Origin of the sequence: Kangiella spongicola (genome assembly GCF_003194565.2) — a bacterium.
Classification (GTDB): Bacteria; Pseudomonadota; Gammaproteobacteria; order Enterobacterales; family Kangiellaceae; genus Kangiella; species Kangiella spongicola.
This window is the reverse complement of record NZ_QICH01000002.1, coordinates 206,386-224,849: the sequence shown is the minus strand read 5'-3', so window position 1 is coordinate 224,849 and position 18,464 is coordinate 206,386. Positions and strand designations below refer to the sequence as shown.

At 43.0% G+C, this 18,464-nt stretch carries 17 protein-coding genes; 12 read left to right on the top strand and 5 right to left on the bottom strand.

Annotated features, from left to right (window positions below):
• Nucleotides 1-167: 167 nt before the first annotated feature.
• Nucleotides 168-494 (top strand): hypothetical protein, encoded by a 327-nt coding sequence (locus DL796_RS06645; RefSeq protein WP_110200930.1) that lies wholly within the window; start codon nt 168-170, stop codon nt 492-494.
• Nucleotides 494-3,493, top strand: coding sequence for an immune inhibitor A domain-containing protein (locus DL796_RS11705; protein ID WP_170114228.1), 3,000 nt, complete (start codon nt 494-496; stop codon nt 3,491-3,493). Before DL796_RS06645 ends, DL796_RS11705 begins: the two co-directional genes overlap by 1 nt.
• A 46-nt stretch (nt 3,494-3,539) precedes the next feature.
• Here DL796_RS11705 and DL796_RS06625 read toward each other — a convergent pair whose 3' ends face one another.
• Genes DL796_RS06625 through DL796_RS06615 form a run of 3 tightly spaced genes read right to left on the bottom strand, consistent with a single transcriptional unit; the run spans nt 3,540 to nt 8,125 of the window.
• The gene (locus DL796_RS06625; protein ID WP_110200928.1) at nt 3,540-6,020 is read right to left on the bottom strand and encodes an efflux RND transporter permease subunit; all 2,481 of its coding nucleotides are present in this window, start codon (nt 6,018-6,020) and stop codon (nt 3,540-3,542) included.
• A gap of 8 nt (nt 6,021-6,028) precedes the next feature.
• Nucleotides 6,029-7,312 (bottom strand): HlyC/CorC family transporter, encoded by a 1,284-nt coding sequence (locus DL796_RS06620; RefSeq protein WP_110200927.1) that lies wholly within the window; start codon nt 7,310-7,312, stop codon nt 6,029-6,031.
• An 18-nt stretch (nt 7,313-7,330) separates the two neighbouring features.
• Nucleotides 7,331-8,125, bottom strand: a complete 795-nt coding sequence (locus DL796_RS06615; protein ID WP_110200926.1) for a cytochrome C assembly family protein — start codon at nt 8,123-8,125, stop codon at nt 7,331-7,333.
• A gap of 313 nt (nt 8,126-8,438) precedes the next feature.
• On the opposite strand from DL796_RS06615, the gene ffh reads away from it, so the two are divergent.
• The 8 genes from ffh (at nt 8,439) to DL796_RS06575 (ending at nt 14,656) form a co-directional block, all read left to right on the top strand.
• Nucleotides 8,439-9,836: a signal recognition particle protein gene (ffh, locus tag DL796_RS06610; RefSeq protein WP_110200925.1), complete on the top strand. Its 1,398-nt coding sequence runs from the start codon at nt 8,439-8,441 to the stop codon at nt 9,834-9,836.
• 63 nt (nt 9,837-9,899) lie between these two features.
• On the top strand, nt 9,900-10,292 hold the full coding sequence (locus tag DL796_RS06605) for a hypothetical protein (RefSeq protein ID WP_110200924.1): 393 nt from the start codon (nt 9,900-9,902) through the stop codon (nt 10,290-10,292).
• A gap of 334 nt (nt 10,293-10,626) precedes the next feature.
• Nucleotides 10,627-10,875, top strand: a complete 249-nt coding sequence (gene rpsP / locus DL796_RS06600; RefSeq protein WP_110200923.1) for a 30S ribosomal protein S16 — start codon at nt 10,627-10,629, stop codon at nt 10,873-10,875.
• A 26-nt stretch (nt 10,876-10,901) separates the two neighbouring features.
• Nucleotides 10,902-11,417, top strand: a complete 516-nt coding sequence (gene rimM, locus DL796_RS06595) for a ribosome maturation factor RimM (protein WP_110200922.1) — start codon at nt 10,902-10,904, stop codon at nt 11,415-11,417.
• Between the two features lie 19 nt (nt 11,418-11,436).
• On the top strand, nt 11,437-12,189 hold the full coding sequence (gene trmD / locus DL796_RS06590; protein ID WP_110201342.1) for a tRNA (guanosine(37)-N1)-methyltransferase TrmD: 753 nt from the start codon (nt 11,437-11,439) through the stop codon (nt 12,187-12,189).
• A gap of 59 nt (nt 12,190-12,248) precedes the next feature.
• Nucleotides 12,249-12,605 (top strand): 50S ribosomal protein L19, encoded by a 357-nt coding sequence (gene rplS, locus DL796_RS06585; RefSeq protein ID WP_110200921.1) that lies wholly within the window; start codon nt 12,249-12,251, stop codon nt 12,603-12,605.
• A 140-nt stretch (nt 12,606-12,745) separates the two neighbouring features.
• Nucleotides 12,746-13,675 (top strand): site-specific tyrosine recombinase XerD, encoded by a 930-nt coding sequence (gene xerD / locus DL796_RS06580; protein ID WP_406946422.1) that lies wholly within the window; start codon nt 12,746-12,748, stop codon nt 13,673-13,675.
• A 138-nt stretch (nt 13,676-13,813) separates the two neighbouring features.
• Nucleotides 13,814-14,656 (top strand): thioredoxin fold domain-containing protein, encoded by an 843-nt coding sequence (locus tag DL796_RS06575; RefSeq protein ID WP_110200920.1) that lies wholly within the window; start codon nt 13,814-13,816, stop codon nt 14,654-14,656.
• Nucleotides 14,657-14,686: 30 nt separating this feature from the next.
• On the opposite strand, the gene DL796_RS06570 is transcribed toward DL796_RS06575, so the two are convergent.
• On the bottom strand, nt 14,687-15,055 hold the full coding sequence (locus DL796_RS06570; protein ID WP_110200919.1) for an Mth938-like domain-containing protein: 369 nt from the start codon (nt 15,053-15,055) through the stop codon (nt 14,687-14,689).
• A 114-nt stretch (nt 15,056-15,169) separates the two neighbouring features.
• Between DL796_RS06570 and recJ the strand changes: the two genes are divergently transcribed.
• Entirely contained in the window at nt 15,170-16,882 is a 1,713-nt protein-coding gene (gene recJ / locus DL796_RS06565; protein WP_110200918.1) for a single-stranded-DNA-specific exonuclease RecJ, read from the top strand.
• A gap of 20 nt (nt 16,883-16,902) precedes the next feature.
• Here the strand turns inward: recJ and DL796_RS06560 are convergent, their stop codons facing one another.
• A complete protein-coding gene (locus DL796_RS06560; RefSeq protein WP_110200917.1) occupies nt 16,903-17,313 on the bottom strand; it encodes a hypothetical protein in 411 nt (136 codons plus the stop codon).
• Nucleotides 17,314-17,611: 298 nt separating this feature from the next.
• On the opposite strand from DL796_RS06560, the gene DL796_RS06555 reads away from it, so the two are divergent.
• The gene (locus tag DL796_RS06555) at nt 17,612-18,406 is read left to right on the top strand and encodes a mechanosensitive ion channel family protein (RefSeq protein WP_196597986.1); all 795 of its coding nucleotides are present in this window, start codon (nt 17,612-17,614) and stop codon (nt 18,404-18,406) included.
• Nucleotides 18,407-18,464 lie beyond the last annotated feature (58 nt).

Below are 18,464 nucleotides of genomic sequence, written 5' to 3'. Positions count from 1 at the left end.
TATTATTTAATAAAAGTTAGTCAACGCTGGGCTATCTCCGCTTAAAGTAGCCTGAAAGTGTACAAAGTAGCAAAATGTAACAAAGTGTGTTTCTGTGGTTTTTTGCTTGCACGAAATCGACAATTTACTTTTAATAACTGATTAAGCCACATAACAATAATAATCAAATGATAAAAAACGTAATTCCTAGCTTAGCGGTCTTCTTAGTATTAGCCTGTGCAAATCAAACTGATAATAAGTCTCCACATATTTCTTCAAACTCATCAGAAATCCAATCAAGCCAAGAAGAATCGACCTCAGAGGGGAGTGGCACAATAAGAAATAGAATTTGTACCAGTCCTCCTGCACCACAGAATATATGGAAATTAGAGCCAATGCTTAAACAAAAAGGCCTAATCAAGGATGGTATGACAAAGCAGCAAAAAGAACAGATTATTCGTGATTATATTAACAAGAAAAACTCAGCTTATACGCAATGTATCAAAGGAAAATAATGATGAAAATTAAGCTATTAACCGGCTTGCTTGCAGCAGCGCTAACACCAAGTGTTAGTTTGGCCATCAATAGTGCAGAGACTTCAGTTACGCCGAAGGACCCTGCTATCGTAAACCAAGAGCGCATCCTTTATTGGATGGAGCAGAGAGGAGAAATAAAGCCTACTGCGACTGAAGAAGAGCGTCAAAATGCCATCAAGGCCTATCTTGGTGACATGAGTAATAGTTCTGTCAAAGGACCGAAGTTGGAGCAAGTTAGACTTCAAAAGAATCACTCCAATTACAAGAGTGGTCAGGTTCTAGCGCAAAAGAATGGTCAGAATACAACGGTTAAAGTGTTAGCCGTATTGATTGATTTCCCAGACTTAAAGCATGATGCACATGGCTTAACCGCTAGTGATACGGACATGTATTACAGCTCCTATCCGGTGTCACACTATCAAGATCTGATGTTCTCGACGACAGGTTTTACAGGACCTAGCGGCCAAAACCTAACCTCCGGTTACCAGTATTATCAAAACGAATCTGGCGGTACTTTTAATTTTTCAGGGCAAACATTCGGTTGGGTCACTGCTGACAATAACGCTAAGTACTATGGCGAGAATGATGCCGATACTGATAATGACAAAAACGTACCGGAGCTTATAAAAGAAGCGGTTACTAAAGCTGTTGCAGCTAATAATATCAACCTTGATGAGTATGACATTGAGGATCCCTATGACTTAAACGGTAATGGCAATGTGAACGAGCCGGACGGCATGATCGATCACGTGATGGTTTATCATTCAAGCATTGGTGAAGAAGCCGGTGGCGGTAGCTTAGCCAGTGATGCGATTTGGTCACACCGTTTCTATGTAGATACGAATACCAATGGTTATACCATTCCTGGTACTGGTAAAAAACTATTCGGTTACACCATTCAGCCAATTGATGCAGCAACGGGTGTTGTGGTGCACGAGTTTGGACATGATCTTGGCGTACCTGACGAGTATGATATTGATGGTTCCGAAATTGGTTCGCCAGTGGCTTACTGGTCTGTAATGGCTGGTGGTAGCTGGGCGGGTGACATTGCGGGTACCCAACCTACAGGTTTTAGTCCTTATGCCAGATCTTATTTCCAGACCGTTTTTGGTGGTAACTGGATTAACGAAGAAGTCATTAACTTTGACGCAATGGAGCCGGGCTCAAGAACTATCGACTTGGTTGAAGCTGTTAATCATGATAGTGGCATTAACCAAATCAGAATTGATGTGCCACCGACTCATGTTGAATTTGATGCCCCATATACAGGTAATTACCAATATTATTCGAATGAAGGCCACTACATGGACAACAGCCTTTCATTCAACGCTAACATTCCGGCTTCTGGAACTACCAGCTTGAGTATGAAAGCACGCTGGGATATAGAAGTGGATTATGATTACGCACAGGTGTTGGTTAACGGTACTGCTGTGGCCGGGAACCATACTAAGGCTACTAACCAATACCATAACGTCACTAACTTTATCACTGGCGCGTCAAAGGATATTTCAGGGGCTGAAGGCGCCTTAGGCTGGGTAGACTTAAATTTTGACTTGTCAGCCTATGCTGGGCAGTCAGTGACAATTGAAATCACTTATGTGACAGATCCAGCAGTGGGTGGTTACGGTTTGGTGGTAGATGATATCGCACTCAACAACGGAGCTGACTTCTATAACGATGGCGCTGAAACTGACGGACAAGTTACATTAAATGGATTCTTGCGTGTCGGTAGTACTAAGCCAGGTAAGCCACAAAACTACTGGGTACAACTGCGTAGCTCGAATGGCCAAGACGAAGGTTTAGCTAAAACAGTTTATACACCAGGTGTTTTAGTATGGTTCGCTGACGAAGCTTACAGCGATAATAAAGTCGAAGAGCATCCAGGTCATGGTTTCCTAGGCGTTGTTGATGCTGATCAGAATCCAGTAATGCGAAATGGTGTGATCGCAAGCTCTACGCTACAAGTAATAGACGCTGCTTTCGGCCTTTATACCCAAAAGAACTACAGCGGTGATTCGCACCTAAGCCCAACAGCCAAATTTGATGATAGCTTGGATTATTCATTGCCAGAGCAGCCACAGTCAGGCTTAGTCCTACCAGTGAATGGTTTAACTATCGAAGTAAAGGCTCAAGCGTCTGATAGTAGCACTGCCACGGTTGAAATCTCGAAGGCTTCAGCAGAGCTTGTAGCAAACTTTAACTTTGATGTTGATTATCAAACGGTAACATTCACAGATAGCACTGTAGGCGGTGACAAAAACTACAGTTACTTATGGGACTTTGGGGATGGTTCGGCGACTTCTACGGATAAAGCGCCAACTCACAGCTATGCGCAGAGCGGTGTTTATGATGTAACGTTAACGGTTACCGATGGCGAAGCTACCGTTCACTCAAAAACAAAGCAAGTGAGCATTGCAGATGCTTTACAAGTTGAAGTTATCACGGCTGTTGATGGTGCTACGGTATCGGTTTCAAGCAATATCGCTGGCGGTGCAGCTGATTACAGTTATGCCTGGAACTTTGGTGACGGCACTACAAGTGCTGAAGCGACTGGACAACATACTTATGCAAACACTGGTGATTATACTATTACTTTAGTAGTGACAAGTGCGGATAAGCAGCAAGTTGAATCGACCAAGTCTGTATCGGTAGTTGCACCAATGAACGCTTCATTCAATTCTTCAGCAGATGGTCTGAAAGCAAGCTTCACTTCAAGTGTTAGTGGCGGTGACGGTAGTTATAGTTATGCTTGGAACTTTGGTGATGGTAGTAGCTCTACAAGTGCCTCACCAAGTCACACTTATGCAGAAAGTGGTGCTTACACTGTTGAATTAAAAGTGACCGATAGCACTGGCGTAGAAAAGGTTGTAACTAAAAGCATTAGCGTGCAGAAAAAATCTTCTGGCGGTGGTGGTAGTACAAGCTTATGGCTAATCTTGTTATTAGCAGCGAGCTCAGTGCTAAGACGCAAACGTTAATAGATAGAGAAAAGAAAAAGCCGTGTTTTCACGGCTTTTTTTATGCTTATGACTTTAATGGCTTAGTTGTAATAAGTAATAACGGTAACAAGGTTAGGTTCAGGAATAGTGCTACTGCCATAGCCAAACCAGTTAGTAGGCCAAAATAAATCGATGGAATGAATTCTGATAGAGCCAATATCGCAAAGCCAAAGATAATGGTGACGCCAGTGTAGTAAATAGCTTTACCGATACTACCGTGGCAGCGTTTCATAGTGGCTAAGTAATCATGATCTTTGGCGAACTCAGCTTTAAATCGATGCACATAGTGAATAGAGTTATCGACCGCGATACCGATAACAATGGCGGCAATAGTAATCGTCATCATATCCATAGGTATGCCCGCCCAGCCCATAATACCGAGTACCAGAGCCGCAGACAGTGCATTCGGAATAGTTGCTAATACGGCTAAGACCATTGAGCGGAATAGGACAACAAACATCAACAAGATAGCTAGATATACAGCTCCAATCGTTTTGATTTGTGAGTCGAACAAGCTTTCGAGCATATTGTTGTAAAGCACTAACATGCCCGTAAAGTGGACACGTTCTTGAACAATGCCTTCTTCTTTAACAATATAGTCGTTAATCGTATTAATTAGATCGGCACGCTTTAAATCATGGTTAGTTTCTTGTACGCGAATATTAATACGGACCTGATCACCTTCTTCTGAAAGATAGGGTGACATCAGTACTGAGCGAACGTCTTCAGGGGTTTTTTGATGCACTAAGCTCATCGTTAGCTCATCAGGATAGTCGCCGCCGTTCATTTGCTCCAAGACTTTGGCATAAGTTGCAATCGACTGAACCTTGCCTGTTACACCTAAGCTATCGATAAAGTCATGAATGCGTTCGACTTGCTTTAACCTAGCGCCAGTAAACCAGTAACCAGGATCATAGATACCGCTGTCGAACTCATCGCCAAACTCGTCTTCAAACTCATCATCAGCAACTAGTGAGGCTTCATGACCCTTGTCGATAATAATGTCTAGAGGGGTTGTACCGCCGAGCTTTTTGTCGATTACCGTCATGCCCTGATAAATTTCAGTGCTTGGCTTAAAGTAGTCAATAAATCGGTTTTCAACTTTGAGCTGGGTTATGCCATAAGCGCTAAAACCGATTATTCCGACGGTAACTACAAAGATTAGCGCTTTGTAGTTTACGGTAAAGCTATAGATCCAGTTTGTTATCTTATAAGTAATACTACTACCACTAGTGTGACTATCTTTTTTAAGTAGCTGTATAAAGCTTGGAAAAATAATAAAGGTAGTGATAAAGCCGAGCACGATACCGATCGTCATGATCCAGCCAAAGTCGATCACAGGACGAATACCGCTAATCAGCAACGAGATAAATGCGACGATAGTGGTTAGGGCTGTATAAAAACAAGGCCAGAACATGGTCTTTAATGTGGTCGAGATGCGAAGTTCTTGCTCTGAATCTGGGTTCGCTGATATATAGTCTCGGTAATAAACGGCAAGGTGGACATTCAGCGCTAAAATCACAATCAGAAGAATCGCTGGGAAGTTTGATGAAATAACCGTAATTCGCCAATCAAGGAAGCTCAGTAAGCCGGCAAGCATGATAACGGTAATAACACAGGAAGTAAGCGGCAACAATACCCAACGTATCTTGCCAAAGAACACAAATAGGGCGAGCATAATAAAGAGCAGAATGCCGACGCCGAATACGGTAATGTCATGCTGGATAAAAGTCAGCATGTCATTGGTAATCATCGAAATACCGCCTAAGTGCATGGTCGCTATATCACGATAATCCTGCATGATTGCTCTAACGTCTGCGATGATGGCGCTAGTTCTTTCAGAGGCCTGCTTACTATAAGCATCAAACTGTTTTTCTAACTGCGATAATTCTTCTTTTTCAGTGCTGGAGAGTTGTTCTGACTTCGCTTTGGCTCTAAGTGCATCGCGAGCATCGAGTAGTGAAAAATACTTTTCGTCACGCCTAAAGTTGATTTGAATGGCGCTGGTGTCGCCATCTTCACCAACCAACAAGTTTTTGTAGATAGGACTCGTGGAAAATTCTTTTAGCGCTTCTTTACGATCAGTGCTGGGGCTAGTAAGCGTGGGGATCTCTTCGCCTAATGCATCAGTATCAAGCGTCACGTTGCCAAGTAAAGGAACGTTCAGAATACTATTGACGTGAGAAACTGTTTCGATGTCTTGAAGCTCGGCCGTAAGCTTCTTTAATCCATTAATAGACTGGTCGCTGATCAGGCCCTGTTTGGGCTGCCAGGTAATAATCAGGAAGTCGTCGGAGCCATACTTTTCATTAACTTGTCGGTAATAGTCAATCGACTTATCGTTTTCAAGCGTTAAAGACTCGCCCGAGGCGTCGAGGCGAAATTTCGGCAACTGGCTCGCGGCTAGTAAGGTCAATATAAAGACAAAGATGAGACTCGCTAAAGGGTGCTCCAATATTAATTTTTTATAAAAACTAAAGAAGAGTGATTCTTTGTGTTGTGTCATTGTATGTCCTAGTTGCTTTCGTTCGTTGGTGCCACATAAAGCTTTGGCATGGCGCGCACACTTCTAACGATATTATCTTTAACTTGCAATATTTCCATGGGGTAACCATAAAGCCGGAGACAGGTTCCCGCCTGCGGTATGGTTTCTAAATACTCTGTAATTAACCCGTTTAAGGTTTTAGGACCTTCTGTCGGTAATTTCCATTCTAGAGTTTTAGTTAAGTCACGGATAGTCACAGTGGCGTCGATTAAGTAAACATCTTCGCCATCTTTTTGGATGTCTTTGTTAATGCTCGACATTTCGGTGGTGAAATCACCAACAATCTCTTCAAGGATATCGTCTAGCGTCACCAGCCCTTCAATATCACCATACTCATCAACCACCAAGCCAACGCGATCACGTTTACGTTGGAATTTCATTAACTGGGTATGAAGAGGGGTGCCTTCTGGAACGTAGTAAATCGGATCAAGGTGCTCTAAAATTCCTATAGAGTCATTCGATTCCATCTCAAGCACACGACCAAAGTTGCGAGCATGAAGGAAACCTTCAACGTTATCAATCTCACCGCGGAATACCAGCAGTCGAGTGTGAATACTGTTTCGTATTTGCTCGAGGATGTAATCCATATCATCGTTGAGGTCGATCCCGATAATTTCATTTCGAGGAACCATGATGTCATCAACTGTCACGGTTTCAAGATCCAAGATACTCAACAACATTTTTTGGTGCCGTTGAGGAATCATAGTTCCTGCTTCGTTGACCACCGTACGCAGTTCTTCTTGGCTGAGGTGATCGTCTTGGCCAGAATTCGAGTTAACACCAAAAAGTCGCAGTAAAGCATTAGCTAAAAAGCTAATGAGCTTAATCGCTGGATTAAAGATGGTGGATAGCAGGTTGAGTGTCGGAGCTGCGAAAAAGGATATCTTCTCTGGATTAAGAGCAGCTAAAGTTTTTGGAGTCACTTCCGCAAAAATAAGAATGACTACGGTCAACATTAACGTTGCGGCGAATATACCACCTTCACCCCAAAAGCGAATGGCGATAACCGTGGCGATCGCGGAAGCCAGAATATTGACGATGTTATTACCGAGTAATATTAAGCCTAACAACTTGTCGGGGCGTTTCAGCATTTCATAAACTCGCTTTGCTCTCTTGTCGCCACTTCGGGCTCTGTGTTTGAGGCGGTAGCGGTTGAGCGACATCATGCCCGTTTCTGAGCTAGAGAAGAACGCTGAAAGAAGAACGAGCAAACCCAGTATTAAAAATAGGGATCCGGTTGACAATGATTCCAAGAAAAACTCCGTATGTTCTTATAAAATATACTGGACAACCAGCTTAGTGCCGAGAAAGCCTATGCTCAGGATAACGAAAGCAATGATACACAAACGCGCAAAACGGATACCGCTTAATCTAGAGCTTTTATACCCAATGTAAAATGTACAGAAGCTGAACCAAGCTAGAACCGAGAGAATAATTTTGTGTAACGGTTGAGATTGAATAACGATATCAGGCAAGCCGAAGCCAAGGCCAAAAGCGACTCCTAGACAAATGATGCCCAACAATACCAATGCTGATAAGAAGTGTTCCATCTCTAATAATGGTGGCAATAAGGGATGTATGCTGGCTGGTTTGTGGCGCAGTTTATTATGCAAAATGAGTACTAGAATACTTTGTAAGGTTGCAGCAAATAACAAACTAAATCCGACTATGGATAACCAGACGTGTAACACCCCAAGTCCATTGTTGCTAAAGTTAACAATATTCGGCTCTTCTGGAAGCATGCTCAGAAAGTTAACGACGCCAGCGATTACTGCGGTATACAGCATTAAGTGCGGAGTTTGTTTACTAAAGCGGTAAATGGTAACCAGAAGTACTAACACTAAAGTGACTAAAGACGCGAGACTAAGCAGGGTCAGGTTTTGTCCTTGCTCGCTACTACGTTCAATTAACAGATACAAGGCGAACAGGTGAAGCGTTACCGGAATAAATGGCAACCACTTGCCCCAGTCTGGAACGACCTTTGTTGGATGACGTAATCGACGCACTAGGAAAAGTGCAACTCCGAGATAGGCCAACCCTGCTAATAGCTGAAAAATTAGTTTCACTTGATGCTTAGTAAGTATGGATTAATTCTAAACGCTATTTTAGAGGAAAACAGCACTATAACAAGCGCTTCTGGCTATAAATAACAACGGCTAAGACCACATTTAGTGGAGAATCACTCAAATCATCAAAAAATGTCAACTTGGTTACTTTCAAAGGGCACTTGAGTATGGTTGAAATCGTGCAATTCTAGGTCGATTGGGTATAATTGCGTCATAGTTATAAATATCATCAAATTTTGAGTTAGTTTAGGCCTCACCATAGGTTATAGAGTCAAAAGTAAACTGACCGCCATAAACAAGTGAGTTATATCGAATGTTTGATAGTTTAAGTGATCGCCTCTCAGGTGCTCTAAAGAGTATTGCTGGTAAGGGCAAAATTAGCGAAGACAATATTAAAGAAACGCTGCGTGAAGTACGTATGGCGTTGCTTGAGGCTGATGTTGCGCTACCTGTCGTAAAAGAGTTTATTGCAGCAGTTAAAGCCCGTGCAGTTGGAACTGAGGTTGGAAAAGCGTTAGATCCAGGCCAAGCATTCATCAAAATTGTTAATGATGAAATGGTTAAAGCGATGGGCGCAGAGAACGATGCGCTCGACCTAAGTGCTAAGCCACCAGTCGTTATACTATTAGCGGGTCTGCAAGGTGCGGGTAAAACAACCAGTGCCGGTAAGCTATCTCACTTGCTGATAAACCGTGAGAAGAAGTCGGTAATGGTTGCTAGTGCTGACGTTTATCGTCCAGCGGCGATTAAGCAGCTAGAAACCGTAGCTGGAGAAGTAGGCGCTAGCTTCTTCCCGAGTACAACCGATCAAAAGCCTGTCGATATTGCTAAAAACGCAATCGAAGAAGCGCGCAAACAATTCGCTGATGTCATCATTATCGATACCGCGGGTCGTTTAGCGGTTGATGAAGCCATGATGGCGGAAATCAGCGAGTTACAACAAGCTGTGTCGCCAACTGAAACACTGTTCGTAGTTGACTCGATGACGGGGCAAGATGCTGCAAATACTGCAAAAGCCTTTAACGATGCCCTTGATTTAACGGGTGTTATTCTAACCAAAGCTGATGGTGATGCTCGTGGTGGTGCGGCATTATCCATTCGCCAAATTACCGGTAAACCTATCAAGTTTATCGGTATGGGCGAAAAGCTTGATCAGTTGGAGCCATTCCATCCAGAGCGAGTAGCGTCTCGAATCTTGGGTATGGGCGATGTTCTTAGCTTAATTGAAGAAGTTGAGCGCAAAGTAGACAAGAAAAAAGCTGAAAAAGTCGCTAAAAAGATCATGAAGGGTAAAGGTTTTGACCTTCAAGACTTCCGCGAACAGCTATTACAGATGTCAAATATGGGCGGCATGGCAGGCTTGATGGACAAATTACCTGGTATGGGCCAAATTCCTGAAGCCGCTAAGCAAAAAGTCATGAATGATAAATCCACCGGACGTATGGTGGCGATGATTAATTCTATGACGCCAAAAGAGCGCGCCAGACCAGAACTGATCAAAGGCTCGCGTAAAAGAAGGATCGCGAACGGCTCAGGCACTCAAATTCAAGATGTTAACCGCCTTTTAAAGCAATTTAATCAGATGCAAAAGATGATGAAAAAGATGAAAGGCAAGGGTGGCATGATGAAAATGATGCGCGGAATGCAAGGAATGATGCCACCAGGTGGTGGCGGTGGAATGGGAGGTATGCCTCCTTTTGGGCGAAAATAACTTGTACTCAGTGACTCGTTCGTTAAAATCGGGCGACTTTACTGTTCGATTTTGGAGAATGATATGAAACTATTTGGATTAACCGCTGCTAGCATCTTATTAACGCTATCTCTTGGCGCACAAGCGGAAGGTGAGGCTACGCAGGGTGCAAACTCTCAGCAAGCTGGGATGGAAGCCATGATGATGCAGATGATGAAGCAAGAAATGGCAAAAACGTGTCAGGACAAAGAAATGCTGTCTTGTATAGAGATTAGCGAGTCTGACTGTAACGCTATGATGACCGGTATTTTAGATAAATGTATGGCACCAAACTTTAGCCAACTGATGGCAGCCCAGGGCATGAGCCAAGAAGAGCGTGATGCACTTAGTGCTGAGATGGAAAACTGCTCGAAAAGCGTTAGTGAAGAGCATGGCATCGACCCAGAAAAGGCGCAAAGCTGTTCAAGCAACAAATAATAAACAAAATCATGAGTTTAGAGACGGCTAGGGGGAATCCTTAGCCGTTTTTTTATGCGCCGGAGCATAATTGTATCAACAGAAAGAGCTGACAAAAGTTCTGAGCAATTTGCTATAATAGCGACCGTTTTTATGTTTTAAAGCAACCTTAGCTTAGGAAAACTGTTGAAACAGTTGGAAAAGCCCGAAATATTTGGGTTTATAGGCAAAAACGGTTTCCAAAAGGGTGCGATTTCATTTATAATTCGCGCTCTTAAAATTTAGTAAGCCTCGTAAGCGCCTAAAAAAGGGGGCTTTGGGGTGTATTGTATTTCATATTAGAGGATTTAAACGTATGGTTAGCATCCGTTTAGCACGTGGTGGTTCAAAAAAGCGTCCTTTCTACCACTTAGTAGTTGCTGATATTCGCGCACGTCGCGATGGTCGTTTTATTGAGCGCGTTGGTTTCTTTAACCCTGTTGCTCGTGGTAACGAAGAGCGTCTACGCGTAGACAATGATCGCATCCAACACTGGATCGGTGAAGGCGCGCAGATGACTGGTCGTGTTGCTACGCTAGTTAAAGAAGCTGCTAAAGCTGAGTAATTGTTAATTAATTAAGAATATTATTGATGTCTAAAGCTTTTGAGCCATTAGTAGTCGGCAAATTAAATGGGGCTTATGGCATTAAAGGTTGGGTTAAGGTCTATTCCTTTACTTCGCCTAAAGAAAATATTTTTAATTATAAACCGTGGTACTTAAAGCTTAACGGCGAATGGCAAGAAATTGCTATTGTAAAAGGTCGTGAGCAAGGCAAAACATTGGTCGCACAGCTCGAGGGTTGTGATGATCGAAACCAAGCCGAAGCTTACCATGGTGTTGAAGTCGCGATTGATAAATCGCAACTGCCAGAGCTGGAGAATGGTGAATATTACTGGCGTGATCTGATCGGATTAAGCGTCGTAAACCAAGCCGGTGAACAGTTCGGGCAGGTAAAAAAGTTGATGGAAACGGGTGCCAATGATGTGTTGGTAGTTAAAAAACCGAAAGGTGGCGAGCTACTGATTCCTTATGTACCTGACTATAGCGTAATCAACGTTGACCTAGATGCGGGAGAAATTCTCGTTGATTGGGAGTCTGACTATTAACACTGATTTAAAAGCGTTGATGAATATACATATCATCAGCCTTTTTCCACAAATGTTTGAAACAATTTGTGAGCAGGGTGTGGTTGGACGTGCGGTGAAACAAGGCAAAGTGAATGTGGCGGTTACAAACCCACGAGACTTTACTCAAGATAAACACCGTACCGTTGATGATAGGCCTTATGGTGGTGGACCGGGCATGTTGATGATGACTGCGCCACTAACAGAAGCCATTCGATACGCTGAGAGCGCCATGGCTATTTCGGATAGCCAGCCTGTGTATAAAGTGTATTTATCACCGCAGGGAAAGAAGCTCGATCATCAACTCGTAGAAACGTTAGCACAAAAGCAAAATTTGCTTTTTGTTGCGGGCCGTTATGAAGGAATTGACGAGCGAGTTATTCAGTCTGAAATAGACTTGGAAGTATCGCTTGGTGACTTCGTTCTTAGCGGTGGGGAAATTGCAGCGATGGCTGTAATGGACTCTGTTATAAGAACCTTGCCTGGTGTTTTGGGTCACCAAAATTCAGCACAGCAAGATTCTTTCGCGGAAGGTTTATTGGATCATCCGCATTATACACGACCTGAAGTTTACGAAGGTCAGCAGGTCCCGCCCATATTGCTAACTGGCGACCATGAAAAAATTCGTCGCTGGAGGCTGAAGCAATCTCTGGGGAGAACCTGGTTAAGACGTAAAGACTTGTTGGAACAAATCGAATTAAACGATGAGCAACAACAGCTTTTACAAGAATTTATCGAAGAGCATAGCGAATAAAGCTGTCTCTTTTTACCATTTAATTTATAGAGCAGACGCTCAAATGAGGAGCAACAGCCATGAGTAACATCATCCAACAGCTAGAAGCTGAACAAATGAACAAAGAAGTACCAACTTTTGGTGCTGGTGACACAGTAGTTGTACAAGTTAGAGTTAAAGAAGGCGATCGTGAGCGTTTACAGGCTTTTGAAGGCGTAGTAATTGCAAAGCGTAACCGTGGCTTAAACTCAGCTTTTACAGTACGTAAGATTTCTTCTGGTGTTGGCGTTGAGCGTACGTTCCAGACTTACAGCCCACTAATCGATAGCATTGAAGTTAAGCGTCGTGGTGCTGTTCGTAAAGCGAAAATCTACTACTTACGTGAGCGTAGTGGTAAATCTGCACGTATTAAAGAAAGACTTGACGTTAAGAAGTAAGTTTTTCTTAGTGAAGATTAAGAAGCAGCCTTCGGGCTGCTTTTTTTATGTCTATCAGATATAGATTTATAAAAAACGAACACATCTTTAGTTCGCTACTGAGTTAAGGTAATCTAGAGCTTCTCTTTGCCTGGGGTTGTATTTTGGTTGATAAGCGCCGTAAGAAAACTAACGCTTCTGCTGAAGACATTAGTGAAATTGAATTATTCTGTGATCATGTGTGGATGGAGCAAGGGCTTTCCGATGCAACGTTATCCAGTTACAGAACTGATCTAAAAATATTTGCGGATTGGTTGAAGTTAAATGGAAGCGGTTTATTAAAAGCAGAGCAAAGCGATATACAGTCTTATTTAGCCCACCGATACCAGCAAAAGTACAGCGGTCGCTCTACCGCAAGGCTACTATCATCATTACGTAAATTTTATGGTTATCTATGTCAGCAACATCGCCTCAAAATAGATCCGACTCAGCAAATTGAAAACCCGAAAATACAGGCCCCTGTCCCGAAAACTCTTAGCGAAAAAGATGTTGAAACACTGATCGGGCAACCCGATCTTGAAACCGCGATTGGGCTTCGTGATAAAGCCATGCTGGAACTGTTATACAGCAGCGGCTTACGCATTACAGAGCTGATTAGTATCGAGGTAAATCAAATTGGGTTTGTCCAAGGCGTAATGAGGGTCATTGGTAAAGGTGATAAAGAACGTTTAGTACCCATAGGGGAGGAAGCGCTCGAGTCAATCCAAGTTTATTTAAAGTATGGACGGCCAGAGCTTGCTACTGCAGATGCTAATGACTGGCTCTTTTTGAGTACACGCGGGACTAACATGACGCGTCAGAACTTTTGGTATCGCATTAAGCATTATGCAAAGCTAGCAGGAATCAGAAGTCACTTGTCACCACATACGTTACGTCATGCTTTTGCTACTCATTTATTGAATCATGGTGCTGATTTAAGGACGCTGCAAATGCTATTAGGGCATAGCGACTTATCGACAACGCAAATTTACACCTATGTCGCACGTGAGCGCCTGAAACAACTTCACTCAGAGCATCACCCTCGTGGCTAACTTTTGCATGTAAATCTTTGTAAATCAGCTTACTAATTGCTAAATGACTTGGCTAGAATAAGCATTGAGATAGTATCGGCAGTTAAAATAGTGCCGAGAACTAGGTAACCCATCAATAGAAAAGAATGTTAAATCCTTATGCAAAAATTAAGCAAGTTGTTATTTTTAGCGCTCTTCGCCTCATTATCCATAGGGGCTGTATCGAGTGTAGCGTCTGCTAATAGTGCGGAGGCGGTGAATATACAAACGGCTGGTAAAAAATCAGCAAGTTCGGAGTTGAACCCTTTACAAATAAAACAACTGCTTCAATCCAAGTTTCCTTCAGCAAGTATTCAACATGTTGCCCAGTCTGAAATCGAAGGGCTTTACTCCTTTATGCTGCAAGGCGATCTTTACTATATTTCGAGTAACGGTAAATATTTAGTTAAAGGCCAACTTCTTGATATTTCTACGCCAAAGGTGAGTAACCTTTCTTCAAAACGTATGGCTGAAATTCAAAAGCTTGAATCACCAATGCGAATCGCAGAGATTAATAAATTAGATGAAAGCGATATGGTGATTTACAAAGCGCCAAATGAAAAGCATGTAGTCACAATTTTTACTGATGTAGATTGTGGTTTTTGTCAGAAGCTTCATCGAGAGCGTCAAGATTATTTAGATCTCGGCATTACCTTGCGTTATTTGGCTTTCCCTAGGGCGGGATTGCAATCCAAATCTGCCAGTAAGCTAAGAGGTATATGGTGTGCATCGGATCCACAAGCTGCGATGACAGATGCAAAAATACATAATAAATACCGCACTGGTAGCTGTAAGACTCCTTTTCAGGAACACATGTACTTGGTACGCAAGTTTGGCCTAAATGGCACGCCGGGAATTATTTTAGAAAATGGTGACTTAATTGGCGGTTACCTTCCTGCTGAAGTCTTAAATCGTCGTTTAAACGAGCTTCAAGAAACTAAGCAAGAAGTCGCTAATAAATAACAAACTAGTCTTGGTTTTATACGCTAATTTTTAAGGGTATAAAATCGCCAAAACGCGTCGGCCTTCGCTAGCTAAAACCGTGAAGGTTCGACACGCCGCCGCCGTCGACATTACTTCAAGCGGTGCCCCTATGAGCTGTGCTGCTTCCAATAAATCCCAAGAGGCTTGTTTGAGCTCTTCCCCAGTGCCTAATAATACCGCTTCATATTGATCTATTTTCAAAGCTCTTAAGGTAGCTTCATCAATGTCGCTAACATCTGCCGGTAACTGTCCTGTTTCTAGGGAATCTAAGGTGACTGTAATTGGTTCCGAGTAGCCTCGACCATTTATAGTGATGCATTGGTTGCTATAAGAAGTAATTTGGTATTGACCAGAGGATTTGTCGAGTGAAATGTCCATAGGGTTTTATCTTAAGTTTAAGATTACTTTTGCACAAAGAGTCTATTTTCAGTATAACGAACTTCAGTTTTAAGTCTAACCCATAATCATGCTGTAAGACGCATAAAGGTGTGTATGTCGCTTAACATTCGTCGAAGAAACTCCGACTCTAATTTGCCCTTAACTGCTTCATCCCTACTTAATCGAGTGTACTCCAACCGCGGAGTTCGTTCGAAAGATGAATTGGATTATAGTTTGTCCAAACTTGAACCTTTTCATAGTTTAAAAGGTATCGAGCAGGCGGTTGAATTGTTATGGCAGAGCTTGCAGCAGCAAGAGAAAGTATTAATTGTTGGCGATTTTGACGCAGATGGAGCGACGAGTAGTGCCTTAGCTAAGCTGGTCTTGAGTCAGTTAGGCATGAACGTAGATTACCTAGTTCCTAACCGTTTTGACTATGGTTATGGGTTATCACCAGAGCTGGTTGAGGTCGCCAAGGAAAACTCTCCCGACTTAATCATTACCGTCGATAATGGCATATCGAGTATTGCAGGCGTAAAGGCTGCCAAAGATGCTGGAATCAAGGTGTTAGTCACCGACCACCATTTGGCAGGAGAGGAGCTTCCACAAGCAGATGCTATTATTAACCCGAATCAGCCTGGTGATAAGTTTCCGAGTAAAAATTTAGCTGGCGTCGGGGTGGTTTTTTATTTGTTGCTAGCCTTTCGCTCTTTTTTGCGTGAAAAAAACTGGTTTGAATCAAGTGGTGTTGGTGAACCCAACTTGGCGCATTACCTAGATATTGTTGCGTTAGGAACAGTTGCTGATGTTGTGCCTCTGGATAAGAACAACCGAATACTGGTGCATCATGGTTTGAAGCGAATTCGTGGCATGAAATGTCGCCAAGGGATTATCGAACTGTTGCGTATCGCCAAGCGCGACCCCGTAAAAATCAAGTCCACAGATCTTGGCTTTGCTGTTGGCCCAAGACTTAATGCCGCCGGTCGACTCGATGATATGAGCCTTGGTATTGAGTGCTTGATCACGGAGTCGCGTGATAAAGCGGCGGAGCTGGCGCAACTGTTGCATAGTTTAAACAGCGATCGTCAGCAGGTAGAAAAAGACATGCAGGATGAAGCTTTGGCGCAGGTTGAGTCGATGACCTTAGGTACGGATACGGGCTATTCGCTGTGTTTGTATGAGCCGCATTGGCATCAAGGCGTTGTCGGCTTAGTTGCATCACGCTTAAAAGATAAGGTCTACCGCCCCTGTATTGTGTTTGCGAATGCTGACGGCGGCGTGATTAAGGGCTCTGGGCGCTCGGTCAAAGAAGTGCATATCCGAGATGCATTAGCGCTGGTTGATGCGCGTCATCCTGGATTAATTGATAAATTCGGTGGTCACGCTATGGCGGCCGGACTGTCGTTACCACAAGCAAATTTTGAAACTTTCCAACAAGCTTTTGAGTTAGCGGTTAAGGATATTCTCGATGGCCGCGCTATGGAAGATATCATCGAAACCGACGGGGCATTGTTACCCGAAGAGTATCAGCTCGAAAGTGCACAGCTTTTAGCTCAAGCCGGTCCTTTTGGTCAGGGATTTGTAGAGCCTGCGTTTGATGATGAGTTTGAAGTGATAAACCAGCGTATTGTCGGGGAACAACATTTAAAGTTGACCCTGAGAAAGGAAAACTGTCCTCAGCCGATAGCAGCCATTGCCTTTCGCATCGACCCAAACCTTTGGTCAAAGCCTGTGTCAGCAATTAGAGCAGTATTTAAGCCTGATATTAACGACTACTATCAACCAGAGCTACAGCTAATCATTACGCATTTAGAAGCTGTAGACTAATGTTTTTATTGCCTCTAGGCTCAGTCAGTCCGCTCAGGGATGGCTGAGTCGCAGGCTTCTGGATCACCATTCCAATTTGTTTGAAAGACTGTGCCTTGGTCGTTATAACCAACCTGAACTGTGCAGTAGAGATCTTTTTTCCCGCCAAATAGGGTAGTTCCTATGCTACCAAAGAAGTTACCACCGAAACCACCTACGCCAATATTAAACGAAGGTCGGTTTTTTATCTCTCGAGTATTCCATTCAGCATATTTTTTGCCATTGATTTCTCGATCTGCGGTCGGTACGCCCCAGGTTTGAATCAAAGTATCAATTTGCGCTCCTTTCCAAGCTGAAAGTTTGGAATCGACTTCGGCTGGTTTAATGCTGGCACAACCGATGCTAAGAGTTGCAGTAATAGTTGCGATGGCTAGAAGTTGTAGCTGACGCATAAAGGCTCCTATTTATCTTTGACTAACTTTAACTTGAATTAACGCGAACTTTGTTAATAAATTAACAGATTGCTTAGAGGTTGTCGTTAAAATTTGTAAAAGTAAGTTCTTGATTTCAGACCTATGCTTGTTAGTCTGAGAGCTAGTTAATACAATGTTGATGTCATAAATAACTTAAACACGGGGAACACACATGTCTACTAATAATGTAGCAGAAGCAGCCAAAGAATCTACGACGGAAGCCGCAGATGGCATAGGGATTAATATTGAAGATATTTCGGGTTGGCCTGAGTTGGCAATGGACTATGCCATGATTTACTTACCTAAACTGGCAGTTGCCTTGGTCATTCTGATCGTCGGTCTGATCTTAATTAAGGTCTTATTGGGTGGTATGAAAAAGATGTTCAAAATCAAGAACTTCGATACGACTCTTGAGACGTTTTTATTAAGTTTAACTGGTATTTTGCTGAAAATCATCCTTGGTATTACGGTAGTAAGTACTTTAGGTGTGCAGATGACCACCTTTGTAGCATTATTGGGTGCTGCTGGTTTAGCCATAGGTATGGCTTTATCGGGTACGCTTCAAAACTTTGCTGGTGGCGTAATGCTACTGATTTTCCGCCATTACAAAGTCGGTGATTGGGTTGAGATGCAGGGATATTCTGGTACCGTTAAAGAAATCCAAATCTTTAACACTATCCTAAAGACGCCTGATAACAAGACCATTATCATTCCAAACTCACCAATTTCTACGGACTCGTTGGTGAATTATAGTACTGAACCGAAGCGTCGCGTCGATTTTACGCTAGGTATTGGTTATGACGATGATATTGATGCTGCTAAAAAAGTGATATTAGACGTCATCAAAGCCGACGAGCGTGTGCATAAAGACCCTGAGCCGTTCATTGCTGTGGCAGAGTTAGCAGACAGCTCTGTTAACTTCACTTTACGCGTGTGGGTTGATAGTGGTGATTATTGGGGGGTTTACTGGGATAACCTCGAAGCATTCAAAAAAGCACTGGATGCCAACGGTATTTCAATCCCTTACCCACAAAGAGATGTGCACATGCACCAAGTGGACCAATCGTCATAGGATTTACTCTATGCATAAAAAGGCGCTGCGGCGCCTTTTTTTATACCTCGACGGCGGA